This window comes from Dactylosporangium sp. NPDC051485 (assembly GCF_040682015.1).
Taxonomy (GTDB): Bacteria; Actinomycetota; Actinomycetes; order Mycobacteriales; family Micromonosporaceae; genus Dactylosporangium.
Window position 1 is genome coordinate 1 of record NZ_JBFAZW010000082.1, and the last position, 18836, is coordinate 18836.

An 18836-nucleotide genomic window follows, 5' to 3' on the forward strand; every position below is an offset into this window, starting at 1 on the left:
GGCGGGACCAGCAGCCCGGGCACGGTGCCGTCCGGGGCCCGCCCGACCGCGTCCGGCAGCCCCTTCGCCGTGGTCGCCAGCACCGGGATGCCGCGGGCCAGGGCCTCGGCCGCGACCATGCCGTAGGTCTCCCCGCGTGAGGGGTGGACCAGCAGGTCGGCGCCCGCGTAGAGGGCGTCCAGGTCGGCGCCGGCGCACGGGCCGGCGAGCGTCAGCCGGCCGCCCAGCCCGGCGGCGTCGATGCGCGACCGCAGACCGGCCACGAACGCCGGGTCGCGCTCCAGCGCGCCCGCACACGCGCAGGTCCACTCACCCGGCAGGCGGGACAGGGCCTCGACCAGCACGTCGTGGCCCTTGTGGCGGCCGAGCACGGCGACACAGAGCAGCGCACCGCCCGCGCCGGAGCCGGGCGCGACCGGGGCCGGGGCCACGCCGGGCGCGGCCACGTCGATGCGGTCGGCGGGCAGGGCGTAGAGCTCGGCCAGGCGCCGCCCGGTCCAGTCGCTGGTGGCGATCACCGCGGTGGCCGCCCGCAGCGCCCGGGCCTCGGCCGGGCGGGCCGCCGGGTCTTCGTCGCCGAAGGGCATGTGCACCAGGACGACGAGCCGCAGCCGGGCCGCGTGTGCGGCCAGCGGGCCCGGGCGGGCCGAGGCGACGAGGCCGTCGAGCAGGACGAGGGCGCCGTCCGGCCGGGCCGCCAGCAGCGCCTCCAGGGGCTCGAGGTCGGCCCGGTGCTCCCGCACCGTCCAGCCGAGGGCGGCCAGCCCGGCGCAGACCTCGCGGTCGTACCGGTTGCCGCCGCTCGGCGTCGTGGTGCTGTCGATGTCGCCCGGCAGCACCACGTGGACGACCGGACCGCTCACGCCATCACCTCCGCTGCGCTCCGTCGCCGGCGCGACGTGAAGGGTGCCCACTTCGCTCCGGACCGCTCACGCGAGTATTACGGTGCCCACTGGTTCGCGGCCCCTCCGATTCGCTGCGGACCGCTCGCGCCATCACCTCCGCTGCGCTCCAGCGCCGGCGCGAATGACACCGGGCCCTCCGCTGCGCTGCGGATCGCTCACAGGGCGCGCTCGTACGTGGCCCAGGCGACGTGGGACTCGCGCAGCGTGACGGCGATGCGCTCCAGGCCGGCCGCGCCCGGGCCGAGCGCGCCGGCGTGCACCCGCGCGGCCAGCCGGTCGGCGACCACGGCGGCGAGGAACTCGGTCGACGTGTTGACGCCGGCGAAGTCGGGCTCGTCGTCGAGGTTGCGGTAGTTCAGGGCGCCCAGGACGGTTTTGAGCTCGTCGGAGGCGAGGCCGATGTCGACCACCAGGTTGTCGGCGTCCAGCTCGGCGCGCGAGAAGGTCACGTCGACCACGTAGGTGGCGCCGTGCAGGCGCTGGGCCGGGCCGAAGACCTCCCCGCGGAAGCTGTGGGCGATCATCACATGGTCACGGACGGTGATGCTGTACACGCTGCTCCTGTCGTTGATCTGGGTTCGTTGATCCGGGGTTACCGGTAGGTGATCGCGTGGCACAGGGCCGGCAGCGCGCCGGTGGCCAGGGCCGGGAGCACCTGCGGCAGGTCCTCGAACGGGGACTCGCCGGTGATGAGCGCGTCGAAGGCGGGGTCGCGCAGCAGGCGCAGGGCCAGGGCCAGCCGGTCGGCGTAGGAGCGGCGCCCGGCCCGGGCCGGGGACACGGTGCCGACCTGGCTGCTGCGGATGGCGAGGCGGCCGGAGTGGAACGCGCCGCCGAGGGAGAGGGTGACGGGGCGGTCGCCGTACCAGCTCAGCTCCAGCACAGTGCCCTCCGGGGCGAGCAGGCCCAGCGCCTGCTGCAGGCCCGCCTCCGTGGCGCTGGCGTGGACCACGAGGTCGCGGCCCGCCGACGCCTCCTGCGGCGTCGCGAAGGTGACGCCGAGTGCCTCGGCGGTGACCCGGCGGGCCGGGTCGACGTCGATGAGCTCGACCTCGACGCCCGGGAAGCGGGCCAGGAGCGCCGCGACGCAGCAGCCGACCATGCCGCCGCCCAGCACGCTCACCCGGTCGCCGACCAGCGGCGCGGCGTCCCACAGCGCATTGACGGCGGTCTCCACCGTCCCGGCGAGCACCGCGCGCCGAGGTGGCACCCCGCCGGGGATTTCCACGACCTTTTCCTGCGGTACCACATAAGCGGTCTGATGCGGGAACAGGCAGAACACCGCGCGGCCGACCAGCCGCGCCGGACCGGCCTCGACGAGTCCCGCGCTGAGGTAGCCGTATTTCACCGGAAACGGGAAGTCGCCCTCCTGGAACGGCGCGCGCATGACCGCGTGCTGGTCCGGGGGCACCTTGCCGGCGAAGACGAGCGTCTCGGTGCCGCGGCTCACACCCGAGTAGAGCGCGCGGACCAGCACCTCGCCCTCGCCGGGTCGGCGCAGCGGCTCGGGCCGGATTTCACCTTGTCCGCCGCCGACGCTCCAGAAAGCGCGGGCCTCGTGCATGAGCGGCTCCTTCGTTGTTCGGGCCCGTACATGTACCCATTCCGGCGAAGCATGCGATCGAACCGTCGCGCCGCCGTGCGCGTATGCATTGTCGGGTCCATGGTCAGAAAGCACAGCCTCGTATACGGAGCGATGATGCCGCGGGTTCGAACCGGTCCGGTCGCTGGACTGATCTTCCACTGCACGGTGCTGGCCGCCCTGGCCGCGAGCGTCGGGCTCGGCGCGGCGGGCTGGGTCGCCGGCCTCGCGAGCGGGCTCGTCGCGTTCGTGGCGCTCGGGCACGGGCTGCAACGCTCCGCCGCGGTGGCCTTCGGCGCGGCGAACTGGGTGACCCAGACCCGGGCCGGGCTCATCGGCGGGGTGGCCGCGCTGACCGCCGACTCGCTCTTCGGCCGCCCGGCGCCGGTCGGCGTGCTGTGCGCGCTGAGCGCTGTCGCCCTGGCCATGGACGCCGTGGACGGCAACGTGGCGCGGCGCACCGGCGGGGTGAGCGCGCTCGGCGCCCGCTTCGACATGGAGACCGACGCCTGGCTCATCCTGGTGCTCAGCGTGCAGGTCGCCCAGACGGTCGGCCCGTGGGTGCTCGCGATCGGCCTCATGCGCTACGCGATCTGGGTGGCGGCCGCGCTGGTGCCGTGGCTGCGCGGGCCGGTCCCGCCGCGGTACTGGCGCAAGGTCGTCGCGGCGATGCAGGGCGTGACCCTCGCCGTGGCCGCGTCCGGGCTGCTGCCGCCGGCGGTGACCACCACGGCGGTCGCCATCTCGCTGCTGTTCCTGGTCGAGTCGTTCGGCTCCGAGGTGCTGTGGCGCTGGCGCCGGCAGTCGCTCGAAGTGGCGGTGTCGTCCTGATGGCCGTGCGCACCGCGCTGCGCTGGACCGGCACCCTGCTGGGGGCCGCCGTCGTGTACTGCACGCTGGTGAGCCCGGACCGCCTGACCCAGTACAGCGCGGCGTCGTTCGTGCGCATCCCGATCGAGGGCCTGCTGCTCGTCGCGCTGTTCCTCGCCGCGCGCGGGCGGATGCGCACGGTCGTGCTCGGCGCGGCCGGCGTGCTGCTCGGGGTGCTGATCATCGTGCGGCTGTTCAACCTCGGCTTCTACACCGCGCTGTCCCGGCCCTTCGACCCGGTGCTCGACTGGGTGCTCCTGCGGCCGGCGTTCGAGCTGGTCGAGTCGTCCGTCGGGCGGGCCGCGGCGGTCGGGGCGGCCGTCGCGCTCGGGCTCGTCGTGCTGTCCGTGCCCGTGGTGATGACCTTCGCGCTGCGCCGGCTCGGCCGGCTGGCGCTGCGCCACCCGGCCTCCACGACCCGCGCCACGGCGGCGCTGGCGGTGGCGTGGGCGCTGCTCGCGCTGCTCAACGTGCAGTTCGTGCACGGCCTGCCGGTGGCCTCCGACGGGGCGACCGGCGCGCTGGGCGACCAGGTGGCGCTCGTGCGGCGGGACATCAACGACGGGCAGAAGTTCGACAGCCAGTCCGCCGTCGACGCGTTCCGGGACGTGCCGGGCGCGCGGCTGCTCACCGCGCTTCGGGGCAAGGACGTGCTGTTCACGTTCGTGGAGAGCTACGGGCGCAGCGCGGTGCAGGACCCGCAGTACGCGCCGGTGGTCGGCGCCACCCTCGACGAGGGCACGCGGCGGCTGGCGGCGGCCGGGTTCTCCGCGCGCAGCGGCTTCCTCACCTCGCCGACCGCCGGCGGCGGCAGCTGGCTGGCGCACGACACGCTGCTGTCCGGGTTGTGGGTCGACAACCAGCGGCGCAGCGACACCCTGCTGGCCGGCGACCGGTTCACCGTCAACGCCGCATTCCGGCGGGCCGGCTGGCACATAGCCGGGCTCATGCCGGCCAACGACCGGGACTGGCCGCAGGGCCGGTACTTCCAGTACCACGACCTGTACGACTCGCGGAACATGGGCTACCGCGGCCCCAAGTTCTCCTACGTCCCGGTGCCGGACCAGTTCACCCTCGCCTCGTTCCAGCGGCTGGAGCGCACCCCCGGCCACCAGCCCGTGTTCGGCGAGATCGCGCTGGTCTCCAGCCACGCGCCGTGGACGCCGATCCCGCAGCTGGTCGGCTGGGACGAGGTCGGCGACGGCACGGTCTACAACTCGATGAGCACCGCGGGCGACCCTCCGGATGTGGCCTGGCGTACGTCGGAGAAGATCCGCACGGCGTACCGCAACTCGATCGTCTACTCGCTGAGCAGCCTCATCTCGTACGTGCAGCGGTACGGCGACGACAACCTCGTGGTGGTCTTCCTGGGCGACCACCAGCCGTCCCCGATCATCGTCGGCGACCAGGCCGGCCGCGACGTGCCGATCACGATCGTCGCCCACGACCAGAAGGTGCTCGACCGGGTCGCCGGCTGGGGCTGGACCGACGGCCTGCGCCCGGACCCGCAGGCCCCGGTCTGGCCGATGAGCGCCTTCCGTGACCGCTTCCTGACAGCGTTCGCCTGACGCCGCGTTTGATCGGGGCGGTGGGTCCTGCCGTATCCTCGATCGCGGTGCGCAGCCCGACTCGCGGATGGAGCAAGGATGCCGAGAGGAACGCGCCGCCTCGGTGAGCGCGGGAGATCCGGCCCGTTCGCGCTGTGGGCGATCGTCACCGTGGCGGTGGCCGCCCTCGTGGCCGGCACGATCGTCGTGATCTCCACGATGCGCGACGACGCAGGCCCGCCGGCCACGGCGAGCGCCTCGCCGCGCCCGGAATCGCCCGTGGTGCCGACGCAGGGCGCCTCCGCCACGCCGGCGGACTGTGCCACCTCGCTGGTCGCCAAGCTGCCGATCGAGCAGCAGGCCGCCCAGCTGCTCATGATCGGCACCGCGATCGACTCGCCGGGCGGGGCCGTGGCGACGATCCAGAAGTACCACATCGGCGGCATCTTCCTGGCCGGCCGCAGCTCGGCGTCGGCCGCCACCATGCGCCAGGCGATCGCCCAGCTACAGGACGCCGCCCGCAAGAACGGCGGCCTCGCCCTGCAGATCGGCATCGACCAGGAGGGCGGCCAGGTCCAGACCCTCAAGGGCGCCGACTTCCCGGCCATCCCGACCGCCGTGTCCCAGGGCAAGCTCGACGCCGCCGCCCTGAAGACCCAGACGGCGGAGTGGGCCGCCCGGCTCAAGGGCATCGGCGTGACCATCGACCTGGCCCCGGTCGCCGACGTGGTCCCGGCCGACGTCGGCAAGTCCAACCCGCCGATCGGGGGCTTCGAGCGGCAGTACGGCACGACCCCCGACCCGGTGGCCGAGGACGTCGCCACCGTGGTCGCCGCCATCCAGGGCGCCGGCGTGCAGACCACCCTGAAGCACTTCCCGGGCCTGGGCCGGGTGCGGGCCAACACCGACACCTCGACCGGCGCCCGCGACGACCTGACCACCGTCGACGACCCGGCGCTGAAGCCCTTCGCCACCGGCATCAGCGCCGGCTCGGCCGCCGTGATGATCTCCTCGGCCGCCTACCCGAAGCTGGACCCGCAGAACGTCGCCGCCTTCTCCCCCGCCATCGTCACCGACCTGCTGCGCGGCAAGATGGGCTTCGACGGCCTGGTCCTGTCCGACGACCTCGGCGCCGCCCAGGCCGTGAGCGCCGTCCCGCTCGGCCAGCGCGCGGTCCGCTTCATCCGGGCCGGCGGCGACATGGTCCTGAGCGTCCGCCTGCAGGACGCCGGCCCGATGACGGAGGCCCTGGTGGCGGCGGCCAAGAGCGACCCCGCCTTCGCCGCCAGGATCACCCAGTCCGCCACCCGGGTGATCCGCAGCAAGCTCGCCGCGGGCCTCGTGAGCTGCTAAGGCGCTCGGCCGCGCTGCCGCACGCCGGCCGCTTCGTCGAGATCCTGATCGCCCCGCGGTCGCCACACCCCTGGCGGACGACCAGGACCGCCGCGGCGGCGAGCGGTCCGAACCGCTGCGGCCGCTGGCCGTACGACGACGTGCCCGCCGCGGCGGCGACACCGACGACGGCCGCGATCGCGATCCGCCGCCACGGCACCGCCGCAGAAGGACGGCGGACACCGACCTCACCGAACCCCGCCGCTGACGAACCGGGCCGCGACAAGTCGGGCGCCGGCGCGCCACGGCTCATCGCACTTGTGCCCGCGCGGGCGGCAAGTGCCGGTACACCCGAATCGGCCCGGCGCGGAGGGCTATTTCTTGTTCTTCTTGCGGGGCTTCACGGTGATGTGGATCGGGGTGCCCGTGAACTCGAACTCCTCGCGCAGGCGGCGCTCGACGAAGCGGACGTAGCCCGGGTCGAGGGCGCCGGTGGTGAAGAGGACGAACTTCGGCGGGGAGACGCCGGCCTGGGTGGCGAAGAGCACGCGCGGGGCGCGACCGCCGCGGACCGGGTGCGGGGTGGCCTGGACAAGGGCGGTCAGCCACTGGTTGAGCTGGCCGGTCGGCACGCGGCGCTCCCAGTTGGTCAGCGCGGTGCGCAGCGCCGGGGCGAGCTTGTCGACCGCACGGCCGGTCAGGGCGGAGACGTTGACCCGCACCGCCCAGGGAACCCGGCGCAGCTCGCGGTCGATCTCCTTGCCGAGCTGGTAGCGGCGGTCCTCGTCGACCAGGTCCCACTTGTTGAAGGCGATGACCAGCGCCCGGCCCGACTCGATGACCATGGTGATGATCCGCTGGTCCTGCTCCGAGATGGGCTCGCTGGCGTCGAGCAGCACGATGGCGACCTCGGCGGCCTCGATGGCGGCGTTGGTGCGCAGGGAGGCGTAGTACTCGGTGCCGCTGGCGTGCGTGACGCGCTTGCGCAGGCCGGCCGTGTCGACCAGGTGCCAGGTCTCGCCGCCGAAGTCGACCAGGCTGTCGACCGGGTCGACGGTCGTGCCGGCGACCGAGTCCACGACCGCCCGCTCCTCCTTGGCCAGCTTGTTGAGCAGGCTGGACTTGCCGACGTTGGGACGGCCGACGAGGGCGATGCGGCGGGGGCCGGCCTCTCGCGGTTCGATCTGCCGGGCTTCCGGAAGGTTCTCCAGGATCTTGTCGAGGAGGTCTCCGGCGCCGCGGCCGTGCAGGGCCGACACCGGGAAGGGTTCGCCCAGGCCCAGGCCCCACAGGCTGGCGATGTCGTTCTCGATCCGGTCGTTGTCGACCTTGTTGGCGACCAGAATGACCTTGCCGGCGCTGCGGCGCAGCATCCGCACGGCCGCCTCGTCGTCGGAGGTCGGCGGGATCGTGGCGTCGACGACGAAGAGGACCACGTCGGCGGTCTGCGCGGCGATCTCGGCCTGGGTGGCGATGGCCTTGGCGCGCTCGCGGGCGTCGGGCAGCCAGCCGCCGGTGTCGACGATCGTGAAGTGCCGGCCGGTCCACTCCGCGTCATACGCGACCCGGTCGCGGGTCACCCCGGCGACGTCCTCCACGACCGCCTGGCGGCGCCCGAGCACGCGGTTGACCAGCGTCGACTTGCCGACGTTGGGGCGGCCGACCACGGCGACGATGGGCAGGCTCAGCTCGGCCTCCAGCTCGGCCTCGACGGCCTGCGCGGAGACCTCCGCGGGCGTTGGGTTCACGCCATGACCTTGTCGAGCATGTGCTGCAGCCGCTCGACCACCTCGTCGATGCCGAGCGCGGTGGTGTCGAGCACGACGGCGTCCTCGGCCTGGCGCAGCGGATCGGCGGCGCGGGTCGAGTCGAGGCGGTCACGGCGGGCGAGGTCGGCGGCGGTCGCGGCCTGGTTGGTCGCGTTCTCGCTGCTGCGGCGGCGGGCGCGCTCCTCGGCGTCGGCGGTGAGGTAGACCTTCAGGTCGGCGTCGGGGGCGACCACGGTGCCGATGTCGCGGCCCTCGACGACGATCCGCTCCGCCTCGGCGATGATCTGGCGCTGCTGGGCGACGAGCAGGGCGCGCACCGACGGCACGGCCGACACGGCGGACACCGCCCCGGTCACCTCCGACCCGCGGATCTCCCGGTCGACCAGAACCCCGTCGACGGCGATGTGCGGCGCGGCCGGGTCGGTGCCGATGGTCAGGTGCACACCCTCGGCCACGGCGGCGACCTTGACGGCGTCGTGCAGGTCGACGCCGTCGCGCAGCACGGCGTACGTCACGGCGCGATACATGGCGCCGGTGTCCAGGTAGCGGGCGCTGAGCGCCTGGGCGACCCGCCGGGAGATGGTCGACTTGCCTGAGCCGGACGGCCCGTCGACGGCAACTACCAGTTGCCGGCCCTCGTCGTGCACGCCCGTCTCCTCTGCTCGATGAAGCCCTTCAAAACAGTACTTGACCCGCCGATGACGCCCACCCACGGGAGGTACCCGTGTATGTGGTTTGGCCCACCGGTCATCATCACATTCACATGCCGGACATTTCGGCGGCGGGCGGGCATTCCGGCACGGCGACCTCGCACGGGTCCACACCGGGCGGGCACGCCTCCCCGGCCTCGGCATCGGCGGTCGACGAACACGGCTCGCACGGCTCGCCGATCGCGCGGTCGGCCTCCGGGAGACGGGACAGCACCGCGCCGGAGAGCTCGATCAGCGCCTCGACATGCTCCGGGCGCAGCGCGTCGAAGAACCAGTGCCGCACGTGCGCGACGTGGCGCGGGGCCGCCGCCTCGATCGCCTCCCGGCCGGCCTCGGTGAGCACGACGAACGCGCCGCGGGGATCGTCGGGGCAGGGCTCGCGGGCCACCAGGCCGCGGGCCGTCATGCGCGTGATCTGGTGCGTGAGCCGGGTCTTCTCCCAGTCGGCCGCCTGGCGCAGCTGGAAGACCCGCAGCCGGCCCCCGGGCGCCTCTGACAGGCTGACCAGCACGGCATACTCGGCGGCGGTCAGGCCGGTCTCGCGCTGCAGCTGGCGGGCCAGGCGCCGCTGAACCTCGGCGTTGAGGGCAACGTACCCGCGCCAGGCCCGCTGCTCCCGCTCGTCGAGCCACCCCGAATTCGTCACACATGCAGTCTAGGGGATGGGTGACATGTCACCGTGGTTCTGCGCTACTGTCTCGGTGACACGTCACCCTTCCGGGTTCGTGCCGAACATCGGGTTCGTGCAGAACATTCAGAAAAGGAAGCATTCATGACCAAGGTCGGAATCATCCTCGGCAGCACCCGTCCGGGCCGCAACGGCGAGGCCGTGGCCAAGTGGGTGTACGACATCGCGTCCCGCCGCGGCGACGCCGAGTTCGAGCTGGTCGACCTGCTCGACTACAACCTCCCCCACCTCGACGAGGCGGTGCCCGCGTCGCTGGGCCAGTACGCGAACGAGCACACCAAGCAGTGGGCCGCCAAGATCGCCGAGTTCGACGCCTACATCTTCGTGACGCCGGAGTACAACCACTCGACGAGCGGCGCCCTGAAGAACGCGATCGACTTCCTCTACGCCGAGTGGAACAACAAGGCGGCGGGCTTCGTGAGCTACGGCTCGGCGGGCGGCACGCGGGCGGTCGAGCACCTGCGGCTGATCGCGGGCGAGCTGCAGCTGGCCGACGTGCGGGCGCAGGTCGCCCTGTCGCTGTACCAGGACTTCGAGAACTTCAGCGTCTTCAAGCCGGGGCCGCAGCACGAGGGCACGTTGAACACCCTGATCGACCAGACGGTGACGTGGGGCAAGGCGCTGGCGACGGTTCGCAACAAGGGCTGACGTTCCGGCCGTGTCGGGCGCCGTCGCGCCCGACACGGCGGGCTCAGCGGTCGCGTGGCGGCAGGGCGTTCGCCGAAGCGGGCGGCGGGGGATTCGGCGCCCGACACAGCCGGCTCAGCGGTCGCGTGGCGGCAGGGCGTTCGCGAAGCGGGCGGCGAGGGACCCGGCGGCCTCGAGCAGCTCGGGCGGGCCGACCAGCTCGAAGTCGACGCCGAACATGCCGAACCAGGCCGCGAGCCCGGTCCAGCTCCACGAGCCGGCCGTGACCCGGCACCGGTCCGGCGCGACGTCCTCGACGACCGCCTGCCCGCGCGCGGCGTCGTTGACGGAGGCCGCCGGGGCCCGCAGGATCGCGGTACCGCGGCACGGCAGCGCATCGTGGCGCTCGAACCGCTCGGCGATGAACTCGGCCAGGCTCGGCGCCGGCAACTCCCGCGGACCGAACCGCGGACCGGTGGGCGTGCGCGGGGTCATGCGGTCGACCCGGAACGTGCGCCAGTCCTTGCGGTCCAGGTCCCACCCCACGAGGTACCAGCGCCCGCCCCACGTCACGAGGTGGTGCGGCTCGGCCCGCCGCGGCGGGCGCTGCGGCCCGGGGCCTTCGGCCATCTCCCGCCGCCCCTCGTAGTCGAAGCGCAGCACCTCCCGGGCGCGGACCGCGGTCCCGATCGCGAGGAGGTGCTCGGCGTCGATGTCACTCTCGCGCCAGGCGTGCTTCACGATCCGGGTGACCTGCAGGGCGTCGACCCGATGGCGCAGGCGGGCCGGCATGACCTGGCGCACCGTGGCCAGCGCTCGCAGCGCCGCCTCCTCGACGCCCTGCACGGCCATCGTCGCCGTCTGCAGCGCCACCGCCACGGCGACGGCCTGGTCGTCGTCGAAGAGCAGGGGCGGCAGCTCGGAGCCGGCGTCGAGGCGATACCCGCCGTCGGGGCCCCTCGTCGCCTGCACCGGATAGCCGAGTTCGCGAAGGCGGTCGACGTCGCGGCGTACCGTGCGGGGGCTGACCTCCAGCCGGGCGGCGAGCGTCTGCCCGGGCCAGTCCCGGCGCGCCTGCAGCAGCGAGAGCAACGCCAGCAGCCGGGCCGAGGTCTCCAACATGCGTCAAGTATCACGGGTGATGAGGACAGCATCTGTCCTCATCACCCGGCCGCCGCCTCGCTGACCGCCTGGCCGAACTGGGCCATGCCGGTGGGCCGGGCAGCCGCCGCTACTCGCCGACCGCCTGGCCGAACTGGGCCACACCGGTGGGCCGGGCGGCCCCTGCTACTCGCCGACCTGGCCATGCCAGTGGGCCGGGCAGCCGCCGCTACTCGCCGACCGCCTTGAAGAGGGCGCCCACCTCGGCCTGGGACAGGTGGCGGGTGCGGCCCGGGCGCAGGTCGCCCAGCCGGATGGGGCCGATCTGGGTGCGGATCAGCCGCTGGACCGGGAAGCCCACCGCGTCGAACAGGCGCCGCACGATGTGGTTGCGGCCCTCGTGCAGGACCACCTCCACCAGCGCCGCCCGGCCGAACGCGTCCACGACCCGGAACGAGTCGACCTTCACCGGGCCGTCCTCCAGGGTGATGCCCGCCTTGAGGTCCCGGCCCATCGAGCGCGGGACCGGGCCGGAGATCTCGACCTGGTAGGTCTTGGCCACCTCATACGACGGGTGCATCAGCTTGTGCGCCAGCCCGCCGTCGTTGGTCAGCAGCAGCAGGCCCTCGCTGTCCTGGTCGAGCCGGCCGACGTGGAACACGCGGGTGTTGATGTTCGGCAGGAAGTCGGCGATCGCGTCGCGGCCCTTGTCGTCGTCCATCGTCGAGACCACGCCGCGGGGCTTGTTCAGCGCCAGGTACACCAGTCGGGTGTCGGTCACCAGCCGCTGGCCGTCCACATGGATCGCGTCGCGCACCGCGTCGGCCTTGTCGCCGAGCGTGGCCTCCTTGCCGTTGACGGTGACCCGGCCCTCGTCGATCAGGCGCTCGCACGTGCGCCGCGAGCCGAGGCCGGCCGCCGCCAAAATCTTCTGCAGGCGCTCCTCGTGACGCGGCGGCACGGCGTCCGGCGGCGCGTCGAAGGCGGAACCCTCGAACTGGCCGGCCACGAACTCGCCGGACTCGGACTCAACTGACGGGTCAACGCTGGGCATCGGCGATCTCATCTATGTCGTCGGGCAGGAACGGGGCAAGGGGCGGCAGCTGATCGACGTTGTCCAGGCCGAGCTTCTCCAGGAACAACGTGGTCGTCCGGTACAGGAACGCGCCGCTCTCCGGCTCACTCCCGGTCTCCTCGATCAGACCCCTGGTAACCAGCGTACGGACAACCCCGTCACAGTTCACACCGCGGATGGCCGAAATCCGGGACCTGGTCACCGGCTGCTTGTACGCGATCACCGCCAGTGTCTCCAACGCCGCCTGGGTCAGCCGAATCTGCTGGCCGTCGAGAACGAACTTCTCGACGTACGCGGCATATTCGGGCCGGGTGTAGAGCCGCCAGCCCCCGGCCACCCGCCGAAGATCAAACCCGAACCCCAGCGACGTGTACTGCGAGGAAGCCGCCTCCAGCGCCGCCAGCACCCGCTCGACGGGCTGCTCCAGCACCTGGGCCAGCGTCACTTCGCTGGTCGGCTCGTCGACGACGAGGAGGATCGCCTCCACCGCGCCGCGCAGCTCGCTGTCCGACATCTCCGCCCGCACGCTCTCGGCGGGAGCCGCCCCCGCCAGCGGCAGCGCCTGCTCGTCAACGGCCCCGGGCAGCGCCTCCGCCTCGGCCTCAGCAACAGGCTCGGCCTCAACAGACGGCTCAGCCTCGGGCTCGGGGACGGGCTCAGGCTCGGGGACGGGCTCAGGCTCGGGGACGGGCTCAGGCTCGGGGACGGGCTCAGGCTCGGGGACGGGCTCAGGCTCGGGGACGGGCTCAGGCTCGGGGACGGGCTCCGATTCGACGGGCTCGGGCTCCGGAGCGGCCTCAGCTTCCGCAGCCGGCTCGGACTCCGAGACAGGTTCGACCTCCGCGACAGGTTCCGCATCGGCCTCCGCGACAGGCTCGGACTCAGGCGGCTCAGCGGCGACCTCGGCAGGCTCCGCCACGACCTCCGAATCGGCCGGCGCCCCCTCCGCAGACTCAGCAACGTCGTGCGAAGCGGGCTCCGAGGCGGAGGGCGACTCCTCGGCGTCGGACTGCCACTGCAGCTCGGGGAAGGACTGCGCCTGCGGCTGCGGCTTCGGGCGGGCCCAGGGTGGAATCCAGTTCGCGGCCTGGTCGGCGAGCGACTCCGTCGGCTTCTCGTCCTGGCTCACTCGTCCACCTCGTTGTCCACGTCCACCGCGGCCTCGCCGGCCCCGGGCCCATCCACGTCCGCCAGGGAATCCGCATCATCCGCAGTGCCGCCGCCGTCCGCAACCGCGGCCCCGTCCGGCGAGCCGGACTCCGCGGCGGGCGGGGGCGCGCCGTCGTACTCCTCGACGGTGATGTCCACGTCCGCGTCCGTGGCCGCCGTCCAGCGGACCACCAGTTCCCCCAGGGCCTGGACCTGTTCGAACGAGATGAGGTCCTCGCGGTACAACTCGAGCAGAGCCAGGAACCGGGCCACCACCTCCAGCGTCGACTCGCAGTCGATGCACAGCTCGCTGAAGGTCGCCACGCGCTGCTCCATGAGGCGGTCGCGCACGATGTTGGCGTGCTCCCGCACGCTCACACGGACCATGTGGATGTGCGCGATCGACACGACGGGCGGCGCCTTGGGCGTGAACGCCTTGATGGCGAGCTTGAGCAGGCGCTGCGGCCCGACGCCCAGCACCAGGTCGGGCAGCGCCTCGGCGTAGCGGGGCTCCAGGGTCACCGCCCGCGGGTAGCGCCGCGAGCCCACCGCCTCCAGGCCCTGGATGTGCGCCGCCGCCTCCTTGAAGGCCTTGTACTGCAACAGCCGCGCGAACAGCAGGTCCCGCGCCTCGAGCAGCGCCAGGTCCTCCTCGTTCTCGACCGTGGCCGACGGCAGCAGGCGGGCCGCCTTGAGGTCGAGCAGCGTCGCCGCCACGACCAGGAACTCCGAGGCCTCGTCGAGGTCCCAGTCGTCGCCCATCGCCCGGATGTACGCGATGAAGTCGTCCGTCACCGTGTGCAGCGCGACCTCGGTGACGTCCAGCTTGTGCTTGCCGATCAGCTGCAGCAACAGGTCGAACGGCCCGGTGAAGTTGGCCAGCTTGACCTGGAACCCGGATGGGGCCGGCGCAGCCGGCACATCGACGTCGGCCGAAGGCGACGGCGACTCCGGGGACACAGAGACCGGCTCAGTCACGCGAAGAACCTAGCGCAAGAACTGCGCAAACCCCGAACAGCAAGCGCGTCAGAGTCGCCGCTCGGCCTGCTGCGCGATCACCTCGCGGGCCAGCTGCCGATAGTTGCGAGCCCCCGACGACGACGGGTCGAGCGTCGTGATGGGCGCCCCGGCCACCGTCGACTCGGGGAACTTCACCGTCTTGGTGATGACGGTCTGGTACACCTTGTCGCCGAACGCCTCCACGACCCGCTGCAGCACCTGGCGGCAGTGCGTGGTGCGGCTGTCGTACATCGTGGCGAGGATGCCCTCGAGCTCGAGGTCGAAGTTGAGCCGCTCGCGCACCTTGTCGATCGTGTCCAGCAGCAGCGCGACGCCGCGCAGCGAGAAGAACTCGCACTCCAGCGGGATCATCACGCCGTGGGCGACGGTGAGGGCGTTGATCGCCAGCAGGCCCAGCGACGGCTGGCAGTCGATGAGGATGAAGTCGTACTCCTTGAGCACCGGGCGCAGCACCCGGGCCAGGGCCATCTCGCGGGCGACCTCGGTGACCAGCTGGATCTCGGCGGCGGAGAGGTCAATGTTGGCCGGCAGGAGGTGCAGGCCGGCGACGTCCGTCTTGATCCTGATGTCCTCGACCGTCACGTCCGAGTCCATCAGGACGTTGTAAATCGTGAGATCGAGGTTGTGGGGGTTGACGCCGAGGCCGACCGAGAGGGCGCCCTGCGGGTCGAAGTCGACGAGCAGCACCCGCCGCCCGTACTCCGCCAGGGCCGCACCCAGGTTGATGGTCGACGTCGTCTTTCCGACACCGCCCTTCTGGTTGGCCATGGCGATAATGCGCGCCGGGCCGTGCCGATCCATCGGCATCGGTTCGGGGATCGGCTTGCGCATCGTGTACGCGGTCGGGTCCGCCGGCCCGAGCTCCGCACCGAGGTCAAGCGAGGCCTGCTCGGCGCGCATCGTGGTGGTCCACGACTCCGCCTGGTCGCCCATGCCTGTCATCGCTGTCTTCGCCCCTCCCGGCGGTGCTGTCTCCACCCGGGACCGATTCGGCGTCGGCCTGAATGGGGGGAGCGAGTCAGCCGCTGACCGACTGTACGTCACTGCAGGGTACATATCGCACAGCGCGCCCGGCGTGTCGCGAAGCTCATCGTTGGGTACCTTCATGCACGTGCTGCAACCAGGGGACGTTCTCGGCGACAGATACCGCCTCGATGAGTTCGTCGCCAGCGGCGGGATGGGACAGGTGTTCCGGGCCACGGACAAGACCCTTACCCGCACCGTGGCCGTGAAGGTGCTGCTGCCGGGGCACGTCAGCAACGCCGAGTTCGGCCGCCGGTTCCGTTCCGAGGCCCGGCTCATGGCCTCGATCGGCCACCCGGGCGTCGTCGGCGTCTACGACTACGGCGAGACCCCCGAGGGCACGCTGTTCCTGGTCATGGCCTTCGTCAACGGCCGCCCGCTGGGCGAGCTGATCAACGAGGCGGGCACCCTGCCGGTCGGGCGGACCCTGGCGATCGTGGCCAAGGCGGCCGACGCGCTGCAGGCCGCCCACGAGCGGGGGATCATCCACCGCGACGTGAAGCCGGGCAACCTGCTCGTGGGCGAGAAGGGCGCGGTGACGCTGGTCGACTTCGGCGTGGCACGCTCCGCGGAAGTGACTGCCGTCACAAAGGTCAACGCGGTCATCGGCACCGCGCTCTACATGTCCCCGGAGCAGGCCTCCGGCGACCCGATCTCGCCGGCGTCCGACATCTACGCGCTGGGCGTGGTGGCGTACCACTGCCTCACCGGCACCCCGCCGTTCACCGGCAACTCGCCGCTCGAGATCGCCATCAAGCACCTGCAGGACGAGCCCCCGCCGCTGCCCGAGACCGTGCCGGCCGCCACGCGGGCGCTGGTCGAGCGGGCGATGAACAAGGACCCGAAGGAGCGCTACCCCACCGCCGCCGCGATGGCCGCCGCGGCCCGGGCCGCCGAGGACGCCACGACGGAGGACGAGATGGCGCCGCTGGTGCGCGGCGCCGCCCCGGCGGCCGGCTCCGACGCCGACCCCGGCGGGGAGCCGGCCGGCCGCCCGTTGTGGGTCCCGATCGCCGCCACCGTGGCGGTCGCGGCGCTGGTCACCGGCGTGCTGCTGGCCGTGATCGCGCTGACGCGCAAGGTGATCAGCCCGCCGGACCCCGAGTCCCGCCCGACCGTCGCCGTCAGCCAGACGGCCCGGACGACGGAGCCGGAGGAGCATGTGACGACGCATGCTCCCAGCCGTACGACATCCGTCCCTTCCACGAGCGCCCCACCGTCCGCCGCGGCGTCCTCGGCCGAGCCCACGACGACCACGACCGCGACCGCGTCGGCGACGCCGACGACGCCCGCGCCGACGACGCAAGGCCCGGCCACGCCCACGACGCAGGGCCCGCCACCCTCGACCGCGGCCCCCACGGTGGGCCTGCCGTAGGCCACGGCGATCACGGCCAGGCCGGCGGCTGCCGCAAGTGCCGGCCACCGCGGTCGCCGTAGACCCGTCATCCGGTCGTGCCGATTTTCGCGGCATTCGCCCGGATAGCTCCCGGTAGCCGGTAGTTCGCCGGAAAAAGAATCTCCGAACGTGTGCAACCCTTCGGTCTGCGGTTCCGTCTACCCGCGACGAAGGGAGCCCGGACGGGTGAACCAAGACGACGAGGCGCACTTCCGCGAATTCGTCACCGCGCGATTCGACGGGCTGCGCTCGCTCGCCTACCTGACGTGCGGGGACTGGCATACCGCCGAGGACGCGGTGGCCGCGTCCCTGGCGAAGCTGTACGTGCGCTGGAACAAGGTCGACACGCCGCTGGCCTACGTGCGGCGGGCGATCGTGCACGCCCTGGTCGACGAGAGCCGCCGGCCCTGGCGCCGCCGGGAGCGCTCGGCCGGCTACGCGCTGCCAGACCTGCCCGGACCGGATCACGCCGACCAGGTCGACGACCGGATCCGGATCCGCGCCGCGCTCGCCCGCATGGCCCCCGGCCAGCGCGCCGTGCTGGTGTTGCGGTACTACGAGGGGCTGAGCGTTGAGGAGACCGCCGAGGTGCTCGGCCGCCAGCCGGGAACCGTCAAGAGCCAGACCGCCAGGGGGCTCGCCGCGCTCCGGGCGCTGCTCGGCTCGGAGGAACTCCGAGTCACGGATGGCGCTGCGGGCGGCGCTGCGACGAGTGATGTCGCCGGGCCCGGCCACAACCAGGATAGGAGGGAAGGGCATGGACCAGGACCTGCACACGCTGCTGAGCTCGGTTCGGGACGACGCGCCGCCACCACGGCTCAGTGTTGACGACATCACGGCCGCCGGCCGTCACCTGGCCCGGCGCCGCCGCGTCGCCCTGCTCTCCTCGATCAGCGGCGGTACGGCCGCCACGATCGCGGCCGTCGCCGCGGCCGTCGTGCTGGTCGCCGGCCCGAGCGCCCCGCTGACCGCGGCCGGCGACCGCAACCCCCTGGCTTCCCCGTCCGCCATACCGGTCGCGACGGCATTCGCCGACACGGCGCCGTTCGTCACCAACTACCGCGGCTACACCGCCGGCGACTACCTGGTGAGCGACCCGGACCTGGTCACCCAGGCCTACCAGCAGTCCTCCATCGACATCGGCTTCAGCGTGCCCGACGGGGCGGAGCCATCGGCGACCGCGCCCGGCGCCGGCGCTGGCGACGCCCCGTCGAGCCCGTCGAGGGCCGCCGACCTGCTGCGCGGCGGCATCCTGGTGGTCTACCGCCCGGGCGCCTTCGATCCCCGGGACTTCGAGAAGAGTGGCGAGAAGGTCCTGGTGCACTCGGCCGTGGGCCTGTTGAGCTACGCCGGCGGCCCGACCGAGCCCACCGTCTCGCAGAGCGACCTCCTGAAGCTGCAGAAGGTTCAGCCGGCGGTGCCGACGCTGGCGTGGCAGTACACCGACGACGCCTGGGCGGCGATCTACTGGTCGTCGTGGGAAACCGTGCCCGACCGTGACACGCTGCTGGCGATCGCCGAGGGCCTGGCCCCGGCGGCCGTCCGCCAGTTCCCGGTCGGCTTCGTCCCGGGCCCGCTCCCCCGCGGCTACCAGCTGCTGTCCGTGAGCTACGGCACCGACGTGAGCCCGGGCAGCCGGGTCCGCTCGGCCGTCCGGCTGACCCCGAAGCCGCCCGCGCTGCCGCTGTTCGCCCCCTACGACTTCAACAACCTCCCGGTGCTGACCCTGTCGATGGGCCGCCCCGACCCGAACCCGACAAAGCCCGGCCACCTCGACTGCCCGGACTCGAGCTCGTGCACCCGTGTGGCGGACGACGGCTCGACGTACGTCAAGGCCGACCTCAGCGGTGTGAAGCCCGCCTCCAACGTCCAGATCAGCCAAATCACGCTGGCCATGAAGCCCGAGAACCCGGACATCCTCTCGGCCTGGCCCTCGGCCCTGAAGACCTTCCCGTAACGCGCAACACCCCGGCCGGCGCGAAACGCACGTGCGCGACCGGCGGGGTGCTGTTACCGTTGTCGCATGCGTTTCTGAGCCCACC

Annotated in this window: 17 protein-coding genes and 1 pseudogene; 7 read left to right on the plus strand and 11 right to left on the minus strand. The window is 72.7% G+C overall.

Features of this window, described 5'->3' with window-relative positions; translation table 11 throughout:
- The 3 genes from AB0M46_RS35960 to AB0M46_RS35970 all read right to left on the minus strand — a co-directional run.
- A partial coding sequence (locus AB0M46_RS35960) for a glycosyltransferase family 4 protein (RefSeq protein ID WP_363343583.1) occupies positions 1–863 on the minus strand: 863 nt, incomplete at its 3' end.
- Positions 864–1060: 197 nt separating this feature from the next.
- On the minus strand, positions 1061–1459 hold the full coding sequence (locus AB0M46_RS35965; protein WP_363343585.1) for a 6-carboxytetrahydropterin synthase: 399 nt from the start codon (positions 1457–1459) through the stop codon (positions 1061–1063).
- Positions 1460–1497: 38 nt separating this feature from the next.
- Complete coding sequence (locus AB0M46_RS35970) at positions 1498–2469, minus strand: zinc-binding alcohol dehydrogenase (RefSeq protein WP_363343587.1); 972 nt, start codon at positions 2467–2469, stop codon at positions 1498–1500.
- 135 nt (positions 2470–2604) lie between these two features.
- Here AB0M46_RS35970 and AB0M46_RS35975 point away from each other — a divergent pair, with 135 nt between their 5' ends.
- The 3 genes from AB0M46_RS35975 (at position 2605) to AB0M46_RS35985 (ending at position 6257) form a co-directional block, all read left to right on the plus strand.
- Positions 2605–3318 (plus strand): CDP-alcohol phosphatidyltransferase family protein, encoded by a 714-nt coding sequence (locus AB0M46_RS35975; protein WP_363343589.1) that lies wholly within the window; start codon positions 2605–2607, stop codon positions 3316–3318.
- Complete coding sequence (locus AB0M46_RS35980) at positions 3318–4925, plus strand: sulfatase-like hydrolase/transferase (RefSeq protein WP_363343591.1); 1608 nt, start codon at positions 3318–3320, stop codon at positions 4923–4925. Before AB0M46_RS35975 ends, AB0M46_RS35980 begins: the two co-directional genes overlap by 1 nt.
- A 78-nt stretch (positions 4926–5003) precedes the next feature.
- On the plus strand, positions 5004–6257 hold the full coding sequence (locus tag AB0M46_RS35985; protein ID WP_363343593.1) for a glycoside hydrolase family 3 N-terminal domain-containing protein: 1254 nt from the start codon (positions 5004–5006) through the stop codon (positions 6255–6257).
- Positions 6258–6610: 353 nt separating this feature from the next.
- Here AB0M46_RS35985 and der read toward each other — a convergent pair whose 3' ends face one another.
- The 3 genes from der to AB0M46_RS36000 form a co-directional block, all read right to left on the minus strand.
- Positions 6611–7984, minus strand: coding sequence for a ribosome biogenesis GTPase Der (gene der / locus AB0M46_RS35990; protein ID WP_363343595.1), 1374 nt, complete (start codon positions 7982–7984; stop codon positions 6611–6613).
- On the minus strand, positions 7981–8652 hold the full coding sequence (cmk, locus tag AB0M46_RS35995) for a (d)CMP kinase (protein ID WP_363343597.1): 672 nt from the start codon (positions 8650–8652) through the stop codon (positions 7981–7983). The genes der and cmk overlap by 4 nt, the downstream gene beginning before the upstream one ends.
- 112 nt (positions 8653–8764) lie before the next feature.
- Complete coding sequence (locus AB0M46_RS36000; protein ID WP_363343599.1) at positions 8765–9361, minus strand: MarR family winged helix-turn-helix transcriptional regulator; 597 nt, start codon at positions 9359–9361, stop codon at positions 8765–8767.
- 126 nt (positions 9362–9487) lie between these two features.
- Between AB0M46_RS36000 and AB0M46_RS36005 the strand changes: the two genes are divergently transcribed.
- Positions 9488–10051 (plus strand): NAD(P)H-dependent oxidoreductase, encoded by a 564-nt coding sequence (locus AB0M46_RS36005; RefSeq protein WP_363343601.1) that lies wholly within the window; start codon positions 9488–9490, stop codon positions 10049–10051.
- A 114-nt stretch (positions 10052–10165) separates the two neighbouring features.
- On the opposite strand, the gene AB0M46_RS36010 is transcribed toward AB0M46_RS36005, so the two are convergent.
- The 5 genes and pseudogenes from AB0M46_RS36010 to AB0M46_RS36030 form a co-directional block, all read right to left on the minus strand.
- The gene (locus AB0M46_RS36010; protein WP_363343603.1) at positions 10166–11152 is read right to left on the minus strand and encodes a WYL domain-containing protein; all 987 of its coding nucleotides are present in this window, start codon (positions 11150–11152) and stop codon (positions 10166–10168) included.
- 208 nt (positions 11153–11360) lie between these two features.
- On the minus strand, positions 11361–12185 hold the full coding sequence (locus tag AB0M46_RS36015; RefSeq protein WP_363343605.1) for a pseudouridine synthase: 825 nt from the start codon (positions 12183–12185) through the stop codon (positions 11361–11363).
- Positions 12172–12744, minus strand: a pseudogene (gene scpB, locus AB0M46_RS36020) (SMC-Scp complex subunit ScpB); the annotation flags it as partial. The pseudogene scpB and the gene AB0M46_RS36015, both read right to left, overlap by 14 nt.
- A 587-nt stretch (positions 12745–13331) precedes the next feature.
- Complete coding sequence (locus tag AB0M46_RS36025; protein WP_363343671.1) at positions 13332–14276, minus strand: ScpA family protein; 945 nt, start codon at positions 14274–14276, stop codon at positions 13332–13334.
- Between the two features lie 105 nt (positions 14277–14381).
- Positions 14382–15317 carry a ParA family protein gene (locus AB0M46_RS36030; protein ID WP_363343607.1) on the minus strand — a complete coding sequence of 312 codons (936 nt, stop codon included), beginning with the start codon at positions 15315–15317 and terminating at the stop codon, positions 14382–14384.
- Between the two features lie 163 nt (positions 15318–15480).
- Here AB0M46_RS36030 and AB0M46_RS36035 point away from each other — a divergent pair, with 163 nt between their 5' ends.
- From AB0M46_RS36035 to AB0M46_RS36045, 3 genes are all read left to right on the plus strand, one after another.
- Entirely contained in the window at positions 15481–16773 is a 1293-nt protein-coding gene (locus AB0M46_RS36035; protein WP_363343609.1) for a serine/threonine-protein kinase, read from the plus strand.
- 207 nt (positions 16774–16980) lie between these two features.
- Positions 16981–17622 carry a SigE family RNA polymerase sigma factor gene (locus AB0M46_RS36040; RefSeq protein ID WP_363343611.1) on the plus strand — a complete coding sequence of 214 codons (642 nt, stop codon included), beginning with the start codon at positions 16981–16983 and terminating at the stop codon, positions 17620–17622.
- Positions 17552–18751, plus strand: a complete 1200-nt coding sequence (locus AB0M46_RS36045; protein ID WP_363343613.1) for a hypothetical protein — start codon at positions 17552–17554, stop codon at positions 18749–18751. Before AB0M46_RS36040 ends, AB0M46_RS36045 begins: the two co-directional genes overlap by 71 nt.
- Positions 18752–18836: the final 85 nt, after the last annotated feature.